We start from the raw sequence: 21,314 nt of genomic DNA on the forward strand, positions 1-21,314 counted from the left end.
CGGGGCGTCTACCCGGTAAAGAGCCTTACAAGCGCGGTGACGACGGCCGCTGACGCCAGCACGGCCAGGAACGGCGCGCGCAGCAGCAGCGCGACCACCGCGGCGCCCAGCCCGGCGGTCCTGGCCAGGTCGAAGTCCAGGCGGCCCTGCTCGGTGAACATCTGCACCGCGATCAGCGCGGCCAGCAGCGCCACGGGCACCAGTTCGGAGAAGCGGTGCACGAGCGGGTGGTCCAGCACCTTGCGCGGGGCGGCCAGGCCGGCCAGCTTCAGCGCGTAGCAGCCCGCGCAGACGATCGCGATCGCCCACCAGAGCGTCATCGGACCATCACCACCAGCACGGCCGCCGCCGCCACCAGCACGGGCACGCCCGGCGGCAGGAACGGCGTGGCGGCCAGCGCGATGAGCGCGCCGGTCAGGGCGAGTGTGCGCAGTTCGGAACGTTCCCGCAGCCGCGGCCAGAGGATGGCCAGGAACGTGGCAGGGCCGACGACGTCCAGCCCCAGCATGCCCGGGTCGCCCAGGAAGGAGGTGCCGAGCGCGCCGGCGAGCGTGGTGAGGTTCCACATGACGTAGAGCGTGACGAACGTGGTGGTGAACCCGGCCCTGGCCGCCGCCGGGTCCGGCTGGGCGAGGGCGACGGCGGTGCTCTCGTCGATGACGCCGTGCGCCGTCACCGCCCGGCGCCCGCCGCGGACCTGGAGGAGGTCGGCCAGGCGCAGGCCGTACAGGGTGTTGCGGGTGCCGAGCAGCAGGGCCCCTGCCGTGGCCGAGACCAGGTCGCCGCCCGCGCCCACGGCGCCGGTCAGGGCGAACTGCGAGGCGCCCGTGAACGTCAGCAGGCTCAGCACGCACGCCTGCGCCACGTCCAGTCCCGCGGTGACGGCCGCGGCCCCGAAGGCCACGCCGGACAGGCCCACTGCCAGCCCGACGCCCAAACCGTCCCGGATCGCGGCGGAACGGGTTGTTGTCTGTTCCATGCGGGTAAGGCTAGGAAGCTGGGCCTTCCTCCGTCTTGTACGTTCCTGCGGAGCGCTGGTACGCCGCCGGCGGCACGCCCACGATGCGCTTGAAGTGCCGGTTCAGGTGGGCCTGGTCGGTGAAGCCCACCTCGGCCGCCACCAGGGCGGGCGGGCTGCCCGTCTCCAGGAGTGAGCGGGCCCGCCGTACCCGCAACGAGGTGAGGTAGGCGTGTGGCGGCAGGCCCGTCGCCGCCTTGAACGCCCGCAGCAGCGGGAACGGCCGCGCGCCGACCACCGACGCCAGTTCCTCCAGCGTCGGCGGGTCCACCATGCGCGCGCGCAACACCTCCAGCGCCGCCTTCACCTCGCGCCCGCCCGCGGACGCGCCGTCCGGCGGAGCGTGTGGCGGCGTCGAGTGGCGCGACAGCAACTGGGCGAAGAAGGTCCGCATCAAGGTGGAGGCCGTCAGGTCGTCGCCGCGCTCGGCCGCCAGATGCGTGCGCCCCAGCAGTCCCGCCAGCGCCGGATCGCCCACCACCTGCTCGGGAAAGAACGGCCGCGCGTACGGCAGGCCCAGCTCGGCCGCCACCTCCGCCATGGCCTCGGCCGACGGGTACAGCATCCGGTAGGCCCACCCGTCCGGCGTCCCCGCGTGACCGGTGTGCACCGAGTCGGCGTTGACCAGCACGATCTCGCCCGAGCCCGCCCGGTGGGTGGAGCCGCGGTTCTGGAACTCCTCGACGCCGTCGAGGATCAGCCCGATCGCGTACTCGGCGTGGCTGTGGCGGGTGAAGCGGTGGGTGACGTAGCGGGCTTTGAGCAGGTTGACCTCGGGCACCGCCGGGTGCCGCCAGAAGTTCGCCTGCTCCTTCACAACACCCGAAAATACTCCACGAAGGTGTTGAAGTAGTTCACGTGGGCCTCCCACCGGCTGTCGGGAAGCTCCCAGTAGACGGCGTACGGGCGGCCGTCGGCGGCGCGGAAGCCCCGCGTGATGACGTGCACCCGCGTCGTGCCCTTGACCCGGGTGAACTCCCAGTCGGCGGCGGGACGGCCCAGGTACGTGAGCCGCCTGATCGCGATCCGCCGGTAGTCGCGGAACTCCTTCCTGCGCAGGATGTCGCCCTCGACGTTCTTCCAGTGCTGGACGGGGTCGCTCCAGACGTCGTCGGTCCACTCGACGATGAGCTGGCCGCCGGGGCCGGGGCCGGTCCAGGAGATGCTGTCGCGGTCCTGGCTCTTGCTGCCCTTCCAGTCCTTGGGCACGGCCAGGGAGAAGGCGCCGGTCTTGCTGGTGACCGTACGCCAGCCGTCGGGGGGCGCAAGGGACGGCGTGGCGGTCGTCGTGGGGGTGGGGGTGGCGGTGACGCCGGGGGCGGGTGGTGTGGGGGTGGGCTTGGGCGCGGCGGTGCCGGTCAGCCGGCCGGACAGCAGGAAACCGGCCGTGGCCAGGCCGCCCACGGCGACGAGCGCGATGGAGGCGGCCATCCAGCGTGGGCGGCGTCCGGCCCGCGACGCGCCCGTGGGGTGGCCGCCGCTGTGGAGGGTGGGCTCGTGGCGGGCGCCGCCGGGTGCCCCGCCGTGGCCGAGGGGCGGCTTGGCCGTACCGGATGCCGTGTGGAGCAGTGCGGCGGCCTGGGCGGCGGGGATGCGGGCGGCAGGGTCGCGGCGCAGCAGGCCCTCGATGACCGGCGCGAGCGCGCCCGCGCGCGCCGATGGGGCGGGCAGGTCGCGCAGGACGGCGGCCACGGTGGCGGCCCACGAGTCGCCGCGGAAGGGCGGCCTGCCCTCGACCGCGGTGTACAGGGTCGCGCCCAGCGCCCACAGGTCGGACTCCGGCCCGGCGGGCAGGCCGTTGAGGCGCTCCGGCGGCATGTACGCGGGCGTGCCGACCAGGTGGCCCGTCGCGGTCAGGCCCTGCTCGGCCTCCAGCGTGGCGATGCCGAAGTCGGTCAGAACCACGCGGCCGTCGTCGGCCAGCAGTACGTTCTCCGGCTTCACGTCGCGGTGCAGCACGCCCGCGGCGTGCGCGGTGCGCAGCGCGTCCAGCAGCGCCGCGCCGATCGCCGCCACCGTGCCGGGCGGCAGCGGGCCGTCGTCGCCGACCACCTTGGCCAGCGAGCGCGAGCGCACGAGGTTCATGACGATCCAGGGGCGGCCGTCCTCCTCGACCACGTCGTAGACCACGACCACCGACGGGTGCTCCAGCCGCCCGGCGGCCCTCGCCTCCCGGATCGTGCGCCGGTTGAGCTCGTTCCGCTTGTCCTCGCCGACGCCGGAGTAGCGGACCTCCTTGACGGCCACGGGACGGTCGAGCAACTCGTCGTGCGCGCGCCAGACGACGCCCATGCCGCCCTCGCCGATCGGTTCGATGAGGCGATAGCGGTTGCTGACCAGCCGTTCCACGCGGTGCAGCCTACTTGGCGGGTTTGAAGGTGGCGGCGAAGGTGTCGAAGAAGTGCAGGTCCTTCTTCCACCGGCTGGCCAGGTTGTGCCAGTAAATGGAGTAGCCCATCCCGCCTTCGGTGACGAAGCCCCGGTTGCGGACCCGGGTCTCACCGGTGTTGGTGTTCCAGGTGAACTCCCAGTCCGCCGCCGCCACCATGTAGTCGACCTTCTTGATGTGGATCTTCTTGTAACCGCCGAAGCTGTTCTTGGCCGACTTCTCCTGCCGCTTCCAGTCGCCGACCGGATCGTCGCCGGCCTTGTCGATCTGGTCGATCGCCACGAAGGCGTTGGGTCCGGCGCCGGGACCGCGGTAGAAGACCTGGCTGCCCTCGCGCTTGAACTCATCCCAGCCCTTGGGCAGGGCCAGGGAGAAGCCCGACTTGTCCTTGTGCATCTTCCAGCCGTCGGGCAGCACGCCCTCCGCCTTGGACGCCTCCGGGGTGGGGGAGGGGTCGGCCTGCTCCGGCGGCGTGCTCTTTTCCGGACTGGAGGTCACCGCGGCGGTCTGCTGGGCGCGCCCCGGGCCCTCCTTCTTGTCTGCCTTGTCCATCGCCGAGTTCAGGCCGAGGTAGCCGCCGATCCCGGCGACCAGGATCACGGCCGCGCCGACCGCGATGAGCGGGCCGTAACGGCGGCGGCCGCCCTCGCCGGAGGGATGGGTGAGCTCGGTCGCGGGGGCGGCCGGGACCAGGTCCCAGGAGTCCGGGTCGTCGGCGTCGGCGGGCGCCTCGGCCGCGAGCGCCGCCCGCTGCCTGGCCGCTTCCCGCTCGCGCTCCCGTTCCCGCTCCCGGGCGGCCTCCCGCTCCCTCGCCCGTTCCCGCTCACGGGCCCGCTCGCGTTCGGCGGCCTTCTCGCGCTCGCGGGCCCGCGCCCGCTCGCGCTCCAGTTCCCGCTTGCGGATCTGCTCACGTTCGCGTTCCGCCGCGGCGCGCTCGCGCTCGGCCGTGCGCGCCTGCTCCACGGCCGCGCTCTCCAGCGCGGAGGTGTCGATCCGCGTCGGCCGGGCGATCTTGGTCCCGGTCTCGGGTACGGCGGCCGGCACGGGCTTGAGATTGGGGTCGGTGGGCATGTCGTCCACGGCCACCACGGCCTCGGAGTGCGACTGCATGACGATCCGGCGCAGCATGCGCGCCGTCTCCTCGTACGTCAGCCGCTGCACCGGCTCCTTGACCAGCAGTCCGTCGATGACGGGCTTGAGCGGCCCGGCGTTGTGCGAGGCGTCGGGCTCGTCGGTCAGCACCGCGTGCATGGTCGCCAGCGCCATGCCGCGCTCGTGCGGAGACTTGCCCTCCACCGCGGTGTAGAGGGTGGCGCCCAGCGACCACAGGTCCGACTCGCGCCGGGCGGGCAGGCCCTTGAGCCGCTCCGGCGCGATGAACGCGGGCGTTCCGGCGAGGCCGGTCATGGTCAGCTGCGTCTCGGTCTCCAGCGTGGCGATGCCGAAGTCGGTCAGCACCACGCGGCCGTCGTCGGCCAGCAGCACGTTCTCAGGCTTGACGTCGCGATGCAGTACGCCCGCCTCGTGGGCCCGGTGCAGCGCGTCGAGGACGGCCACCCCGATCTCGGCCACGCGCGCGGGCTGCAGCGGCCCGTCCTGCTTGATCACGGCGCCGAGGGAGCGCGAGGGCACGAGCTGCATGACGATCCAGGGGCGGTCGTCCTCCTCGATCACGTCGTGCACGACGATCACGTTGGGATGCTCGAATCTCGCCGCCGCCCTGGCCTCGCGCATGGTACGCCGGTTGAGCAGCTGGACCTCGTCGCCCAGAGCGGCCGCGTAACGGACCTCCTTGACCGCGACGGTGCGGTCGAGCAGTTCGTCATGGGCCCGCCAGACGATCCCCATGCCGCCCCTGCCGATGGGCTCCTGCAGCTGGTAGCGGCCGGCGATGCGGCGACCACGCTGCGTACGATCCGACGTCAACGGCCTCAAACCCTCCTCTAGGCCAAGAAATACTCCCATAGCGGGGGATCAACGGCGACTCACGTAAGAGTCAGTCCGTTCTGCGGGTAGCAAGCTATGGCAGGTAGACGCCAGATGTAATCTTTTCGACATCATTTGTCGCCACGCGTTCACCGGAGCGGCGGTCTACGGCATGGGCGGGGGACCCGCACGGTGGGCGCGCCGCCGTGCGGCGGTGATCTTCCAGCCGATCGCGATCCCGGCGGCGAGCAGCGGCAGCAGGAAGAACGCCACCCGCTGGTCGTCGTCGGCGAACGGCATGAGCAGCACCACCAGCGCCAGGAACGCCAGCGTCGCCCAGTTCGTGTACGGCGTGCCCGGCATCCTGAACGGCGAGACGTGCCCGCGCCCGCGCAGCCGGAGCTGGCAGTAGACCAGCGTCCCCCAGGTGGTGATCACGCCGAGGGAGGCCACCGCGGTGGCGATGTTGAACGCGCGCTCGGGCACGTAGTAGAACAACGCCACCCCGGCCAGGAAGACGGCGGCCGTCATCAGGATCCCGCCGATGGGGACGTGCCGCCCGCTGAGCCGTGCGGCGAAGGCGGGCGCCTCGCCCTTCATCGCCATCGAGCGCAGGATGCGGCCCGTGGAGTAGAGGCCGGAGTTGCACGACGACATGGCCGCGGTGATCACGATCAGGTTCATGGCGTCGGCCGCCCACGGCACGCCGAGGCTGGCGAAGAACGTGACGAACGGCGAGCTGTCGGCGCTGTAGGCGGTCCAGGGCAGCACCATCGCCAGCAGGATGACCGAGCCGACGTAGAAGACGGCGATGCGCCAGATGACGCCGTTGATGGCCTTGGGCATGACCTGGCGGGGATTGGCGGTCTCGCCCGCGGTGATGCCGACCAGTTCGATGGAGGCATAGGCGAAGACCACGGCCTGCAGGCTCATCAGCACGACGCCGAAGCCGTTGGGGAAGAAGCCGCCGTGCGCGACGAGGTTGGCCGGGGTTGCCGCGCCCACGGAGAACAGCACCGCGCAGAGCCCGACCACGAGGAAGGTGATGATCGCCAGCACCTTCAGCAGCGCGAACCAGAACTCCAGCTCGCCGAAGAGCCGCACCGACAGCAGGTTGACCACCAGCACCAGGGCCAGGGCGAGCAGCGCGGTGGCCCAGGTGGGAAAGTGGGGCGCCCAGCGGTGGACGTAGGTGGCGATCGCCGTCAGTTCGGCGATGCCGGTGAAGGCCCAGTTGATCCAGTACATCCAGCCGCTGGCGAAGGCGGCCCACGGGCCGACGAACTCGTTGGCGTAGTCGACGAACGAGCCGGACGTGGGCCGGTAGAGCACCAGCTCGCCCAGCGCCCGCATGACGAAGAAGGCCGCCAGGCCGGCGGCGGCGTAGGACAGCACCAGCGCGGGCCCGGCCGCGGCCATCCTGCCGCCCGCGCCCAGGAACAGGCCGACCCCGATCGCGCCGCCGATCGCGATCATCTGGACGTGCCGGTTGCCCAGCGCGTGGGTGTAGCCTTCATCCGTCTGCACTGTGTGAACCCTTCGTCGCACTCCGTCATGGCGACGATATCCACGCGGGTGCCCGCGACCAGTGGGGCGCGCCGTCGCGCGGCTCTCGCGGCCGCCCCCGAACTGTCGGTGCCGGCAACTAGAGTCGGAGCGCTCGCCACGTCCGTCCGGGAGGCGCCGCTCCATGTCGTCCAGCGACTCGTTCGTCCACCTGCACGTGCACACCGAATACTCCATGCTCGACGGGGCCGCGCGGCTCAAGCAGATGTTCGGACAGGTCGGCGAGCTGGGCATGCCCGCGATCGCCATCACCGATCACGGCAACATGCACGGCGCCTACGACTTCTACCGGCAGGCCACGGCGGCCGGCGTGAAGCCCATCATCGGCATCGAGGCCTACGTCGCCCCCGAGGCGCGGCAGAACAAGCGGCCCGTGCTGTGGGGCGAGCCGCACCAGAGGAAGGACGACGTCTCCGCGGGCGGCTACTACACCCACATGACGATCTGGGCGCGCGACAGGACCGGCCTGCACAACCTCATGCGGCTGTCCTCGCGCGCCTACACCGAGGGCTTCCACCGCAAGTGGGCCCGCATGGACGCCGAGATCCTGGCCGAGCACGCCGGCGGCCTCATGGCCACGACCGGATGCCCGTCCGGCGAGGTGCAGACCAGGCTCAGGCTCGGGCAGTACGACGAGGCCGTGAAGGCGGCGGCGAAGTTCCAGGAGATCTTCGGCAGGGAGCACTACTTCCTGGAGATCATGGACCACGGCCTGGAGATCGAGCGCCGCGTCCGCGACGGCCTCGCCAGGATCGGCGAAGAGCTGAACATCCCGCCGCTGGTGACCAACGACTCCCACTACACCTACGAGTCCGACGCCGCCTCCCACGACGCCCTGCTGTGCGTCCAGACCGGCAAGCAGTTGTCCGACCCCGACCGCTTCCGCTTCGACGGCTCCGGCTACTACATCAAGTCCGCCGGCGAGATGCGCGCGGCCGACACCTCCGAGCTGTGGGCGGAGGGCTGCCGCAACACGCTGGTGGTGGCCGAGAAGGTCGACGCGACCGGGTTCTTCGAGCACAAGAACCTCATGCCGAGCTTCCCGGTGCCCGACGGCATGACGGAGGAGGAGTTCTTCCGCCGGACGGTCTGGGAGGGCATGCGCCGCCGCTACCCGGAGGGCTGGGACGACGAGCGCGCCGAGCGGGCCGAGTACGAGATGGGCGTCATCCTCCAGATGGGCTTCCCGTCCTACTTCCTCGTGGTCGCCGACTTCATCATGTGGGCCAAGGGCAACGGCATCGCGGTCGGCCCCGGGCGAGGTTCGGCGGCCGGGTCGCTGGTGGCGTACGCGATGGGCATCACCGACCTCGACCCCATCCCGCACGCGCTGCTGTTCGAGCGCTTCCTCAACCCCGAGCGCGTCTCCATGCCCGACGTCGACATCGACTTCGACGAGCGCAGGCGCGCCGACGTGATCCGCTACGTGACCGAGAAGTGGGGCGCCGACAAGGTCGCCATGATCGCCACCTTCGGCACCATCAAGGCGAAGGCCGCCATCAAGGACGCCGGCCGCGTGCTGGGCTACCCGTACGCGCTGGGCGACCGGGTCACCAAGGCCTTCCCGCCCGCCGTCATGGGCAAGGACATCCCGCTGTCGGCCATCTTCGACAAGGATCACCCGCGCTACGCCGAGGCCGGCGAACTGCGCAGGCTCTACGACGAGGACGCCGACGTCAAGGCGACCATGGACCTCGGCAAGGGCCTGGAGGGCCTGATCCGGCAGACCGGCGTGCACGCCGCCGGCGTCATCATGTCGTCGGAGGTCCTGACCGACTACGTCCCGATCATGCGCCGCGACTCCGACGGCGTGATCATCACACAGTTCGACTACCCGACCTGCGAGACGCTCGGCCTGCTGAAGATGGACTTCCTGGGCCTGCGCAACCTGACGGTCCTCGACGACTGCCTCAAGGCCATCGAGTCGGCCACCGGCGAGAGGGTCGAGCTGCTCGGCCTGCCGCTCGACGACGTCAAGACGTACGAGCTGCTGGCGCGCGGCGACACCCTCGGCATCTTCCAGCTCGACGGCGGCGGCATGCGCTCGCTGCTGCGCCTGATGCGCCCCGACAACTTCGAGGACATCTCCGCCGCGCTCGCGCTCTACCGCCCCGGCCCGATGGGCGCCAACTCCCACACCAACTACGCGCTGCGCAAGAACGGCCAGCAGGAGATCTCCCCGATCCACGAGGCGCTCGAAGAGCCCCTGCGCGACATCCTCGACACGACCCACGGCCTGATCGTCTATCAGGAGCAGGTCATGGCCATCGCGCAGAAGGTGGCCGGCTACTCGCTCGGCGGCGCCGACCTGCTGCGGCGCGCGATGGGCAAGAAGAAGAAGTCCGAGCTGGACAAGCAGTACGAGTTCTTCGAAAAGGGCATGAAGGACAACGGCTACCCGGCCGCCGCCATCAAGGCCCTGTGGGACATCCTGCTGCCCTTCTCCGACTACGCCTTCAACAAGGCCCACACCGCCGGCTACGGCCTGGTCTCCTACTGGACCGCCTACCTCAAGGCCAACCACCCGGCCGCGTACATGGCCGCCCTGCTCACCTCGGTCAAGGACGACAAGGACAAGTCAGCCCTCTACCTCAACGAGTGCCGCCGCATGGGCATCAAGGTCTTCCCGCCGGACGTCAACGACTCCGACTTCGACTTCACCCCGCGCGGCACCGACATCCGCTTCGGGCTGTCGGCGATCCGCAACGTCGGCGGCAACGTCGTCGACGGCATCATCGGCGCGCGCAAGCGGAAGGGGCGTTTCGCCGACTTCAAGGAGTTCCTGCGCAAGGTCCCGGCGGTCGTCTGCAACAAGCGCGTCATCGAGTCGCTGATCAAGGCGGGCGCCTTCGACTCGCTCGGCCACGTCCGCAAGGGCCTGGTCATGGTGCACGAGCAGGCCGTCGACGCGATCATCGACATCAAGAAGAACGAGGCCATCGGCCAGGACTCCCTGTTCGGCGCCATCGAGGGCGGCGAGGACCAGACCTTCGACGTGCAGATCCCGGTGGGGGAGTGGGACAAGAACACCCTGCTGCAGTTCGAGCGGGAGATGCTGGGCCTGTACGTCTCCGACCACCCGCTGTTCGGCGTCGAGCACATCCTGGCCTCCGGCGCCGACTGCTCGATCGCGGCCCTGCAGGACGAGAGCCACGCCGACGGCCAGGTCGTCACCGTCGGCGGCATCCTGTCGGGCGTGCAGCGCAAGGTCACCAAGAAGGGCGACACCTGGGTCCTCACCCAGCTGGAGGACCTCGAAGGCGCCATCGAGGTCATGATCTTCCCGTCGGCGTACCTGCTGTGCTCGACGATCCTGGCCGAGGACGCGATCGTCTTCGTCAAGGGCCGCATCGACAAGCGCGAGGACGTCGCGAAGATCATCGCGATGGAGGTGACCGCGCCCGACCTGACCCGCGAGGCGGGCGGGCCGCTGACGGTCAGCCTGCCGCTCGGCCGCTGCACGCCGCCGGTCGTCGCCCGGTTAAAGGAGATCCTGACCGCCCACCCCGGCACCTCCGAGGTGCATCTGCAGGTGCACCACGGGCCGAAGACGACGGTCCTGCGGGTCGAGGACCGGTTGCGGGTCACGCCGTCGCCGTCGCTGGTGGGTGATCTCAAGGAGTTGCTCGGTCCGGCGTGCCTTGGAGGTTAAGAAACCTTCCTAACTAACTTGACACGCTCGTTGCCGCTTGCCACGATCACCGGTAAGCGGCTCGGCGCGGCCCCGCCAGGGGTGACGCGCTCAGCGAGGAAACCACCCGCTGTCCCGGCTGCTCAACGGATCATGCCCAGATCTCGCCCCCCAGGAGATTCGCCATGTCCAGAGCACGCTGGTCTCTGCTCTCCGTCCTCGTCCTGATGGCCGGGCTGTTAACCCCGGCCACAGCCACAGCCACAGCCACCGCCACCGCCACCGCCGCCGTCGAGACCCTGCTGTCGCAGGGCAAGCCCGCCTCGTCCTCCTCCAAGGAGGGCAGCTCGTACAGTTCGGGCAAGGCCGTCGACGGCAACTTCACCTCCACCCGCTGGGCCTCCCTGGAAGGCAGCGATCCCCAGTGGATCCGCGTCGACCTGGGCAGCGTCCAGCAGATCTCGCGGGTCAAACTGTTCTGGGAGGTCGCCTACGGCAAGGCGTACCAGATCCAGGTCTCGCCCGACGCTTCCACCTGGAGCACCGTCTACTCCACGACCTCCGGTGACGGCGGCCTCGACGACCTGACCGTCACCGCCTCCGGCCGTTATGTGCGCATGTACGGCACCGCCCGCGGCACCTCCTACGGTTACTCGCTGTGGGAGATGCAGGTGTTCGGCGGCACCCCCGACCCCGGCGGCCCCTCCTTCACCGTCGCCGCCGCCGGCGACATCGCCGAGCAGTGCACCTCCGGCTCCTCCTGCATCCACCCCAAGACCGCCGCCCTGGTCGAGTCCATGAACCCCGAGTTCGTGATCACCATGGGCGACAACCAGTACGACGACGCGCTGCTGTCGGACTTCCGGAACTACTACGACAAGACGTGGGGCCGGTTCAAGTCCAAGACGCGCCCCTCGCCCGGTAACCACGAGACCTACGACCCGGCGGGCCCGCTGGCCGGCTACAAGTCGTACTTCGGGTCCATCGCCTACCCGCAGGGCAAGCCGTACTACAGCTACGACCGCGGCGAATGGCACTTCATCGCCCTCGACTCCAACTCCTTCGACAGCCAGGCCCAGCTCGACTGGCTCAGCGCGGACCTGGCCGCCAACACCAAGCGGTGCGTGGCCGCCTACTGGCACCACCCGTTGTTCAGCTCCGGTGAGCACGGCAACGACCCGGTCAGCCGTCCGGTCTGGCAGCGCCTGTACGCCGCCCGCGCCGACCTCGTCCTCAACGGGCACGACCACCACTACGAGCGATTCGGGCCCCAGAGCCCGACCGCGCAGGCCGACCCCAACGGCATCGTCGAGATCCTCGGCGGGATGGGCGGGGCCTCGCCGTACAACATCGAGAACGTCCAGCCGAACAGCCAGAAGCGGCTCACCAACACCTTCGGCGTCCTGAAGCTGAACTTCACCGACACCACGTTCGCCTGGCAGCTCATCGGCGTCGACGGTTCGGTCAAGGACACCAGCCCGACCTACACCTGCCACTAGATGTACGTGTCGATCCGCGGCACCATGCTCACCCGCGCCGTGCCCGCCAACGTGGTGGCGCTCGGCGCGGTGAGCCTGGTGACCGACATCTCCTCAGAAATGATCACAGCGGTGCTTCCGCTGTACCTTGTGGGGACGCTCGGGCTCAGCCTCGTGCAGTTCGGCGTCCTCGACGGCCTCTACTTCGGCATCACCGCCGCCGTACGCCTGGCCGGCGGCCACGCCGCCGACCGCTGGCGCCGCCGCAAGCTGGTGGCGGGCGTGGGCTACGCCCTGTCCGCCGCCGCCAAGGTGGGACTGCTCGCCGCCGGCGCCTCCGTGGCGGCGCTGGGCGCGGCCATCGCCGCCGACCGCACCGGCAAGGGCCTGCGCACCGCGCCCCGGGACGCGCTGATCACGTTGAGCGCGCCGCCGGAGGGGCTCGGCTCGGCCTTCGGCGTCCACCGCGCGATGGACACCGCCGGCGCCTTCCTCGGCCCGCTGGCCGCCTTCGGCGTACTGGCGGCGACCGGCGGCGCGCACGACGCCGTGTTCGTGACCAGCTTCTGCGTCGCGATGCTCGGGGTCGTCCTGCTCGCCGCCCTGGTCCGCGACCGCCGCGGCCCCCTGGCCCCCCGGCCGTCGCTGCGGGCGGCGGTGCTGCGCGACCGCGCGTTCCTGCGGGTCTGCGCGGCCGCGTGCCTGCTCGGGCTGGTCACGGTGAGCGACGCGTTCGTCTACCTCATGCTGCAGCGGCGGCTGGGCTTCGCTCCGGAACTGTTCCCTTTGCTGCCGTTGGGGACGGCCGGGGTCTATCTGCTGCTGGCCGTACCGTTCGGGCGGCTTTCTGACCGGTACGGCAGGGCCTTCGTGTTCCTGGGCGGGCACCTGGCGTTGCTGGGGGCGTACCTGGTGCTGATGGGGCCGGGCTGGCTCGTGCCCGTGCTCGTGCTGCACGGGGCGTTCTACGCGGCGACGGACGGGGTGCTGATGGCCCTGGCCGGCCCGATGCTGCCCGAAACCCTGCGAACCAGCGGCCTCGCGGTCCTGCAGACGGGACAGGCGGCGGCACGGATGGTGTCGTCGATCGGGTTCGGGGTGTTGTGGACGGGGTTGGGCGCGGGCCAGGGACTGCTGGTGATGTCGGCCGGACTCGTCATATCGATCATCGTCGCCTGGAGAGTCCTATGACCCCCACCCCATCCACCCCCACCCCATCCACCCCTTCTGCCTCTTTCCCTCCCACCTCCGCGCCTTCTGCCTCCCCACTTCCCGCCCCCGCCCCTCCGGCCTCCGCCTCTCCCGCCCCCGGGCCCTGCGACTCCACCCCATCGGTCTCCGCCCCTATCCCCGCCACCTCCGCCACCGGAGACCGGGCCGCCCAGGGCAACGGGACCGACCAGGTGGTAGGGGGTTCTGGGAGGAGGGGCGGGGCACGGCGGGTGGGGGCGGTTGTCCTCGCGGTCGTGGTGCTGGCCGGGGTGGCCGTCGGGTATGCGAGCTGGGCGGCGGCGAAGAAGGAGGGGCCGGCGGCTTCGGCCGTGGATCCGGGGAGGGCGGGGCAACTGGTGGTGCGGAGTTCGGGGCGGATTGCGGCGGTGCCGATGGGGAATCCCGCGGCGGTGCCGGCCGTGAGCGCCACCACGTGCGACCGGAACTACACCGCTGCCGGTACGACCATCTGCCTGGTCACCCGCCCCGGTGCGCCTCCCACCACGGACGCGATCATCCTTGACCGTTCGATGCGTGAGGTCCGCAAGGTACGGCTGGCCGGGATTCCCAGCCGGGCCCGCATCTCGGCCAGCGGGCGGATGGCGTCGTGGACGGTGTTCGTGACCGGTGACTCCTACAACAGCGGCGGCTTCTCCACCTGGAGCGGCATCCTGGACACCAAGACCGGTTACGTGATCACCAACATCGAGGAGATCCCGCTACGCATCGACGGCCGCCGCTACTACTCCGCCGACGTCAACTACTGGGGCATCACCTTCGCCGACGACGACTCCCGCTTCTACGCCACGCTGTCAACGAAGGGCAAGACGTACCTGGTGGAGGGGGACTTCACGAACTGGCGCGCACGTACGCTCCGCGAGAACGCCGAATGCCCGTCCCTCTCCCCGGACGGCTCCACCCTGGTCTACAAGAAGCGCGTCAAACCTGGCCCGTGGCGCCTGCACGCCCTCGACCTCGCCACCGGCCGCGAAACGCCGCTGGCCGAGACCACCTCCATCGACGACCAGGCCGCGTGGCTGGACGAGCGCACCGTGATGTACGCCAAGGGCAAGGACATCTGGTCCGTCCCGGCCAACGGCACCGGCACCCCTCACCTCCTCACCCCCAACGCCTCCTCCCCCTCCGCCATCCACTAACCACCCCCCCCTCGACCCCCGTCCCCGCCCCTCGGTCCCATCCCCGCCTCTCCGTCCCCGTCTGTCCGGCTCACCCCCGCGTCCGCTTGTCCGGTCCACTCCCGCGCCTGCTCTCGTCCCGCCGCGCCATCGCGCGCCGCCGACGGGAGCCCCTTTCGCGTTGTGCGGGAGGCGAGCGGGCCGCCTCCGGCAGCCGTGGGGTTCTGTCGTGCTGCGCCTGCCCGCGCATGCCGTCGTGCTGTGACGTGGATAGCGGAGGTCTCGGAGCTCGCCTCGGGCTGGCGTCGGGGGTGTGGGCTTCGTGGTGGCGGGTGTGGCGAAGCCCTGGGTGGTGTCGGGCGGGGAGGGCTTCGTGATGGCGGATGCGTTGGCGGGGAGGGGGCCGGGCGTGGGCTTCGCGGTGGCGGGGTGCGACGCGAGGAGGGGCGTCGGGCGTGGGATTTCGTGGTGTCGGGTGTGGGAGGCGGGGACGGGGGCGGGTTTTCCGAGGTTGGGGTCTTACAGGTGGGCGCGTAAAGCGGTGGTTAACGTAATTTCCGTACGTATACCGATATCGATACGGATATCCCGTCAAGCTGTCCAGTCTTAGTGTCAAGCCGCCACACCCCCCATCCTCCACGCCGGCCCGCCCACACCGGCGGGCCAGCGTGGACGGACCCCTGAAAGGACTGGCGAGTGAGACGCAGATCCGTCCTCGCGGCAGTCGCCGGGCTGGCCGTCACGGCCGCCATGGTGATCAATCCGGCCGCCGCAGCGGCGCCCCCCGGCGTCAACCCCCAAAAGAGCCTGACCGCCTCGGACCCGAAGAGCCTCGCCGCCACCGCGGCCGATCGGGCCGTTGCCAGCGGGCTGGACGAATTACGCAAGGGCCCTGATGAGACGTACTGGCGCCGGGCGGTCACGCCTGGCGCCAGTGGCATGTTCTACGTGTCCTACGACCGCACCTACAAGGGCCTGCCGGTGGTCGGCGGCGACGCCGTCGTCGTGACCGACTCGCAGGGCCGGGTGCGTGACACCACCGCGGCCTCCGGCCCCGCGCCGGCCGATCTCGCGGTGCGGCCCGTGGTCAGCGCCGAGCGCGCGATCCGGGTGTCGAAGAGCCGTCTGTCGCGGGTGGACGTCACCGGTACGCCCCGCCTGGTCGTGCTGGCTTGGGGCGAGCGGCCGACGCTGGCCTGGGAGACCGTGGTGGAGGGCGTCGCCGCCCGTAAGCCGAGCAAGCAGCACGTCTTCGTGGACGCGCGCACCGGCAAGGTGGCCGACCACTACGACGAGGTCAAGGCCGGCACCGGCAATGGTTACTACTACCCGAACGTGACCATCGACACGAGCCAGTCCTCCGGTACCTACCGGATGGTCGACACCTCCCGTCCCGGCATCCAGTGCGGCGGTCAGAACGGCCAGCCGTACACCGGACCGGACGACGTCTGGGGCAACGGCTCGGGCACGAACCTCGAGACCGCCTGCGTGGACGCCCTCTACGGTGCGCAGCGCGAGTGGGACATGCTGCGTGACTGGCTCGGCCGCAACGGCATCGACGGCGCCGGCCGCGGCTTCCCGGCCCGTGTCGGCCTGGCCGACGTCAACGCGTACTGGAACGGCAGCTACACCAACTTCGGCCGTTCCCAGGACAACCAGCGCCAGGTCACCCCGATCGACGTGGTCGGCCACGAGTACGGCCACGCCATCTTCCAGACCACGCCCGGCGGCGCCGGTTCCGGCAACGAGAACGGCGGCATCAACGAGGGCACCGGCGACATCTTCGGCGCTCTGACCGAGCACTACGCCAACCACCCGAACGACCCGCCGGACTACGAGGTGGGTGAAGAGGTGAACCTGGTGGGCGACGGCCCGATCAGGTACATGTTCGACCCGTCGCGCGTCGGCGACCCGAACTGCTGGTCCACCTCGATCCCGAACACCGAGGTGCACGCGGCGGCCGGTCCGCTGAACCACTGGTTCTACCTGCTGGCCGAGGGCAGCGCGCCCGGCGGCGGCAAGCCGAACAGCCCGATCTGCTCCGGCGGACCGAGCTCGGTGACCGGCATCGGCATCCAGAAGGCCGGCAAGATCTTCATGGGCGCCCTGGCCCGCAAGACCTCGTCCTGGCGTTACGCCGGCGTCCGTTCGGCCTCGCTGGCCGCGGTGGTGGAGCTGTACGGCGCCAACAGCGTCGAGTGCGCCACGACGAAGGCGGCGTGGAACGCGGTGAGCGTGCCGGTGCAGACCGGCGAGCCGACCTGCACCCAGCCCGGCCAGGACTTCTCCATCTCCACCAACCCGGCGACGGGGACGGTCCAGCCGGGTCAGACGGCCACGACGACGGTCGGCACCCAGACCACGTCGGGCGCCGCGCAGACGGTCAACCTAACCGCTTCCGGCGTGCCCGCCGGCGCCAACGCCAGCTTCAGCCCGGCGTCGGTGACCAGCGGCAACAACAGCACGCTGACGATCACGACGAGCGCGTCGACGCCGCAGGGCGCCCACACCATCACGGTGACGGGCACCGGCCAGACCGCAACGCACACGGCCACCTACCGGCTGACCGTGGGCACCTCGACGGTGGATCCGCCGGACATCAGCCTGACGAACGTCAAGGCGCACCTCTCGCAGTTCCAGACGATCGCCAACAACAACGGCGGCAACCGCAGGTCGACCGGCGCCGGCTACACCGCCTCGGTCTCCTACGTGGAGCAGAAGCTCCAGGCCGCCGGCTTCGAGGTACGCCGCGTGGCGTGTGGTTCGACCTGTACCTCCGGGGCGGGCCCGAACCTGATCGCCGACTGGCCGGGCGGCGACGCCAACCAGGTCATCATGGCCGGCGCGCACCTCGACGGCGTCTCGGCGGGACCGGGCATCAACGACAACGCCTCCGGCTCGTCGGCGCTGCTCGAGGTCGCGCTGACGCTGGCGGCGACACGTCCGAACATGCTCAAGCACGTCAGGTTCGGCTGGTGGAGTGACGAGGAGCAGGGTCTCAACGGCTCCGAGGGCTACGTGGCCACGCTGAACCAGACCGAGCGCAGCAAGATCCAGGTCTACCACAACTACGACATGGTGGGCTCGCCCAACGGCGGCTACTTCATCAACAACATCAACACCACCGCCGCCCAGCACCTGAAGGCGTTCTACGACCGGCTGAACCTGCAGCCGGAGGAGAACACCGAGGGCGCCAACCGCTCCGACGACGCCTCCTTCCGCAACGCGGGCATCGCGACGTCGGGTGTGGCGGCGGGCGCCAGTTACACCAAGACCCAGGCGCAGGCGGCCAAGTGGGGCGGCACCGCCGGACAGGCCTACGACCGCTGCTACCACGCCGCGTGCGACACCTCCGCCAACATCAACGACACGGTCCTCGACCGCGCCTCCGACGCGTCGGCCTGGGCCATCTGGAAGCTCGCGGTAGGCACGGACAACCCGAACCCGCGCGACTTCTCGATCGCGGCCAACCCGTCGTCCGGCACCGTTCTGGCCGGCAACTCGGCGACGACCACGATCAACACGCAGACGACGGCCGGCACCGCGCAGACGGTCAACCTGACCGCCTCCGGCCTGCCCGCCGGCGCCAACGCCACCTTCAACCCCGCCTCGGTCACCTCCGGCGCCAGCTCCACGCTGACGATCACCACCAGCACGTCGACCCCGACGGGCAACCACACGGTGACGATCACCGGTGCCGGTGAGACCGCGACCCGCACCACGGCGTTCACGCTGAACGTGACGGGCGACACGGGCGGCCGCACGTTCCGCAACGACACCGACTACCAGATCCGCGACTACACCTACATCCAGAGCCCGATCACCTCCACGGCGACGGGCACGGCGCAGTCCCCGGTGACGGTCACGGCCACCAGCACCCACACCTGCCTGGAGGACCTGGACATCTGGCTGCGTGGCCCCAACGGCACGTGGCGCCAGATCAGGGCCGCCGGCGGCACGTCCTGCTCGGCCTTCGGCACCCGGACCTGGTCCGTGCCGGTGACCCAGCAGGCGAGCGGTCAGTGGGTGCTCTACATCGAGGACGTCTACGCCCAGGACCAGGGCGTTCTCGACTGGTGGAGCATCAAGGTCTGATCACCCGGGTCCCGGCCGCCCGGCGGCCGGGACCCCCTCAGCCGCGAGCGCGGACACGACCTCCGTCCGCGAGCGCACTCCGAGTTTGCGCAGGAGGGTCGCCACGTGAGTCTCGACCGTCCTGCGCGACAGGAACAGCACCTCCGCGATCTCCTTGTTGGTACGGCCCAGCGCCACCAGCCTGGCCACCTCCCGCTCGCGCGGGGACAGGACACCGGCGCTCTTGCGCCGCACGGTGGGGATGGCGACGCCGCACTCGCGCAGCGCGTGCCGGCACCGGGCGGCGTCCCGGGTGGCCCCCAGGGCGGCGAAGCGTTCCGCGGCCTCGGCCAGCGCGGTGGCGGCGGCCGTACGGTCACCCAGGGCGAGATTGGAACCCGCTTCGGCCTCTCCGGCGCGTGCGGCGGCGTAGGGCTGCGGCATGGCGGCGTAGGCGGCGCGGGCCAGCGCGAACCTGGCGGCGGCCGCCTCGTGCCGGCCGGCGGCGGCCTCAAGGGTGCCGCGGGCCAGGTCGAGCGCGGCGGCGCTGGCGGGCGCGTGCCTGCCCACGACTCCTTCGGCGAAGCCGGCGGCCAGGTCCGCGGCCTCCTCGGCCATCCCGCCGCGCAGCAGGGCGTTGACCGCGGGGACCAGCAGCTGGTCACCCCAGACCCACACGCCCTTGCCGCGCAGCCGTTCCACCGCGCGCACCGCCTCCACCACGGCCGGGGCCTCCTCGCCGCGGGCCAGGTGCAGCTCGATGAGGCCGCCGCTGGCGGCCAGCGCGAGCGGCAGGTAGCCGGCGTGCGGCTCGTCGAGGCCGGCGGCGCGCAGGTGGGCGGCGGCCTCGGACCACTCGCCCGAGGCGAGCGCGAGGCGGCCGATGACGAAGTGCGCGTCCAGGGTCGCGACCGGGGTCTCCTCGAACTGCTCGATCGCGGTCGCCGCCCTGGCGCCCAGGCCCTCCCAGCGCCCGGTCAGCCAGGCCAGGCGCAGGTCCACCCCTTCGGCCAGATTGGCGTGGAAGAAGGCCCCGGTGTCCTGGGCGAGCGTGCGGCCGCGGCGGCCGAGGTCGTCGGCCTCGCCGTACAGGCCGAGGGTGGCGGCCAGGTCGTAGAGGTTGCAGTAGGCGCGGGCGACCTGCCTGCGTACGGCGGCCGAGGGGTCGGAGGCCGGCAGGCGGGCGATGAGCTTACTCGCATCGGGGGTGCCCATCGCCATGGCCAGCGCCGCCCTGTTGCCGAGCACGGCCGCGCTCACCTCGGGGTCGTCGGTGGTCGCGACCAGTTCCTCGGCGCGGGCCATCCACTTCTCGTGCACGGCCAGGGGTTCGGTGCCCCACCAGGGCATGGCCAGCCCGGCCAGGCCCCTGGCCGCCAGCGCGGGGCGGTCGTCCAGTTCCTCCACGGCGGTCAGGATCACCGGCGGCCCGGTGACCATGTCGCCCATCTGGGCGAACAGGATGAGGCCGAGGGCCAGCCTGGCCTGGCCGCGCAGGTCGCGGGAGAGCGTGTTGTCCGTGAGCACCTGCTTGAGCAGCCGGGTCACGCGGGGCACCGACAGCCCGGCCACGGCCAGGCGGCCCATGGTCAGCACCAGCGCGACGCGTTCCGAGCCGGGCAGCCCCGGGTCGGCGACCATCTCCTCAAGGAGCTGGATCGCCAGCGCCACGTCGCCGAGGGCGGCGGCCCGCTCGGCGGCGGCGGTGCCGTAGCGCAACCAGGCGCGGGTGTCGCCGGACCTGCGGGCGTGGAAGGTGAGCTGGACCAGCGAGGGCGGGTCCTCGCCGGACAGGGCCCGTACCGCGCGTTCGTGGGCGATCCTGCGGTCGGGGCCGGGGATGGTGTCGTAGACGGCCTCCTGGGCGAGGGCGTGGCGGAAGCCGTACCGGTTGCCGGGGTATTCGTGCAGGACGCCGAGGGCGAGGGCCTCCAGGAGGCCGCCCCCGTCGCCGGCGACGGCGGCGAGCTGCGGCTCGCCGGAGGGCAGGCGGAGTACGGCGGCCGCCCGGACGGTGCCGAGCGCGGCGGGGGAGAGCCTGGCCAGCTGCTCGGTCATGGACTCGCGCAGCAGCAACGGCACTCCGGCGTGTTCCAGGGCTTCGGGGCTGCGGTCGTCACCCAGCGAGCGCACGACCTCCTCGACCAGGAACGGGATGCCGGAGGTGCGTTCGTGCAGGCGGCTGGCGAAGGCGGAGGGCAGGTCGTCGCGGCCGAGCAGGCCCGCGGCCAGCGTGCCGACGTCGCGCGCGTCGAGCGGGCCGAGCGGGATGACGACGGTGGTGGCCTCGGGGGCGTGGCGGTAGGCGGAGCCGAGCGGCAGCCCGGCGGCGGGCAGGTCGCGCCTGCGGTAGGTCATGACCAGCGACAGCCCGTCCGGCGGCCGCCGGCGCAGGAACCGCAGCAGATCCTGGGTGCCGTCGTCGGCCCAGTGCAGGTCCTCGATGACCAGGACGGTCGGCCCGGCGGCGTCCAGCAGGCCGTGCACGGCGCGGAAGAGGCGGTGGCGCTCGGCGTCCGGGTCGGTGAGGGGCGCCGGCGCCATGGGTAACACGTCGCTCAGCTCGGGCAGGTGGCCGCGCAGCGCGCCGGTGACGGGATTGAGCTTGTCCGGGTACGGCAGGCGTCCCATCAGGTCGCGTAACGCCTCGAAGACCGGCCCATAGGGAAACGGCTCGCGCAGCTGATGGCAGTGCCCGAGCAGCAGGCTGCGCCCGGACGCACGGGCGTGGACGGCCGCCGCGTGCACCAGCGTGGTCTTGCCGATGCCCGGCTCACCCTCCACCAACGCCACGGACGGGGGAGCCGTCATCGCCTCGCGCAGCGAGTGAAGTGCGGCGTCCCGCCCGACTAAACCTGGCCAATCGCGCATGAATGACTCCGAA

At 71.2% G+C, this 21,314-nt stretch carries 12 protein-coding genes; 5 read left to right on the top strand and 7 right to left on the bottom strand.

The genetic code is table 11. The annotated features are described in order from the left end of the window. Positions 1 to 8: 8 nt before the first annotated feature. The 6 genes from ACIBKY_RS29835 to ACIBKY_RS29860 form a co-directional block, all read right to left on the bottom strand. Positions 9 to 320 (bottom strand): AzlD domain-containing protein, encoded by a 312-nt coding sequence (locus ACIBKY_RS29835; protein ID WP_184960765.1) that lies wholly within the window; start codon positions 318 to 320, stop codon positions 9 to 11. Continuing rightward, the gene (locus tag ACIBKY_RS29840; protein WP_397101635.1) at positions 317 to 979 is read right to left on the bottom strand and encodes an AzlC family ABC transporter permease; all 663 of its coding nucleotides are present in this window, start codon (positions 977 to 979) and stop codon (positions 317 to 319) included. The genes ACIBKY_RS29835 and ACIBKY_RS29840 overlap by 4 nt, the downstream gene beginning before the upstream one ends. 10 nt (positions 980 to 989) lie before the next feature. Further along, positions 990 to 1,835, bottom strand: coding sequence for an AraC family ligand binding domain-containing protein (locus tag ACIBKY_RS29845; RefSeq protein ID WP_397101637.1), 846 nt, complete (start codon positions 1,833 to 1,835; stop codon positions 990 to 992). Beyond that, positions 1,832 to 3,367: a serine/threonine-protein kinase gene (locus tag ACIBKY_RS29850; RefSeq protein ID WP_397101639.1), complete on the bottom strand. Its 1,536-nt coding sequence runs from the start codon at positions 3,365 to 3,367 to the stop codon at positions 1,832 to 1,834. Before ACIBKY_RS29850 ends, ACIBKY_RS29845 begins: the two co-directional genes overlap by 4 nt. A 10-nt stretch (positions 3,368 to 3,377) precedes the next feature. Further along, a complete protein-coding gene (locus ACIBKY_RS29855; protein WP_397101643.1) occupies positions 3,378 to 5,333 on the bottom strand; it encodes a serine/threonine-protein kinase in 1,956 nt (651 codons plus the stop codon). Between the two features lie 165 nt (positions 5,334 to 5,498). After that, complete coding sequence (locus tag ACIBKY_RS29860; protein WP_397101645.1) at positions 5,499 to 6,860, bottom strand: amino acid permease; 1,362 nt, start codon at positions 6,858 to 6,860, stop codon at positions 5,499 to 5,501. A 163-nt stretch (positions 6,861 to 7,023) separates the two neighbouring features. Here ACIBKY_RS29860 and dnaE point away from each other — a divergent pair, with 163 nt between their 5' ends. From dnaE to ACIBKY_RS29885, 5 genes are all read left to right on the top strand, one after another. Next, positions 7,024 to 10,551 (top strand): DNA polymerase III subunit alpha, encoded by a 3,528-nt coding sequence (gene dnaE, locus ACIBKY_RS29865; RefSeq protein ID WP_397101647.1) that lies wholly within the window; start codon positions 7,024 to 7,026, stop codon positions 10,549 to 10,551. A 164-nt stretch (positions 10,552 to 10,715) separates the two neighbouring features. After that, positions 10,716 to 12,029, top strand: coding sequence for a discoidin domain-containing protein (locus ACIBKY_RS29870; protein WP_397101649.1), 1,314 nt, complete (start codon positions 10,716 to 10,718; stop codon positions 12,027 to 12,029). Next, complete coding sequence (locus ACIBKY_RS29875) at positions 12,030 to 13,199, top strand: MFS transporter (RefSeq protein ID WP_397101651.1); 1,170 nt, start codon at positions 12,030 to 12,032, stop codon at positions 13,197 to 13,199. It begins immediately after the preceding gene. A 251-nt stretch (positions 13,200 to 13,450) separates the two neighbouring features. Beyond that, a complete protein-coding gene (locus tag ACIBKY_RS29880) occupies positions 13,451 to 14,377 on the top strand; it encodes a TolB family protein (RefSeq protein ID WP_397101653.1) in 927 nt (308 codons plus the stop codon). A gap of 675 nt (positions 14,378 to 15,052) precedes the next feature. Next, positions 15,053 to 18,451 carry a M28 family peptidase gene (locus tag ACIBKY_RS29885; RefSeq protein ID WP_397101655.1) on the top strand — a complete coding sequence of 1,133 codons (3,399 nt, stop codon included), beginning with the start codon at positions 15,053 to 15,055 and terminating at the stop codon, positions 18,449 to 18,451. Here ACIBKY_RS29885 and ACIBKY_RS29890 read toward each other — a convergent pair whose 3' ends face one another. Further along, entirely contained in the window at positions 18,452 to 21,301 is a 2,850-nt protein-coding gene (locus tag ACIBKY_RS29890; protein WP_397101657.1) for an ATP-binding protein, read from the bottom strand. Between the last annotated feature and the right edge of the window lie 13 nt (positions 21,302 to 21,314).

The organism is Nonomuraea sp. NPDC050394, assembly GCF_044459065.1.
In the GTDB taxonomy this organism is placed as follows: Bacteria; Actinomycetota; Actinomycetes; order Streptosporangiales; family Streptosporangiaceae; genus Nonomuraea.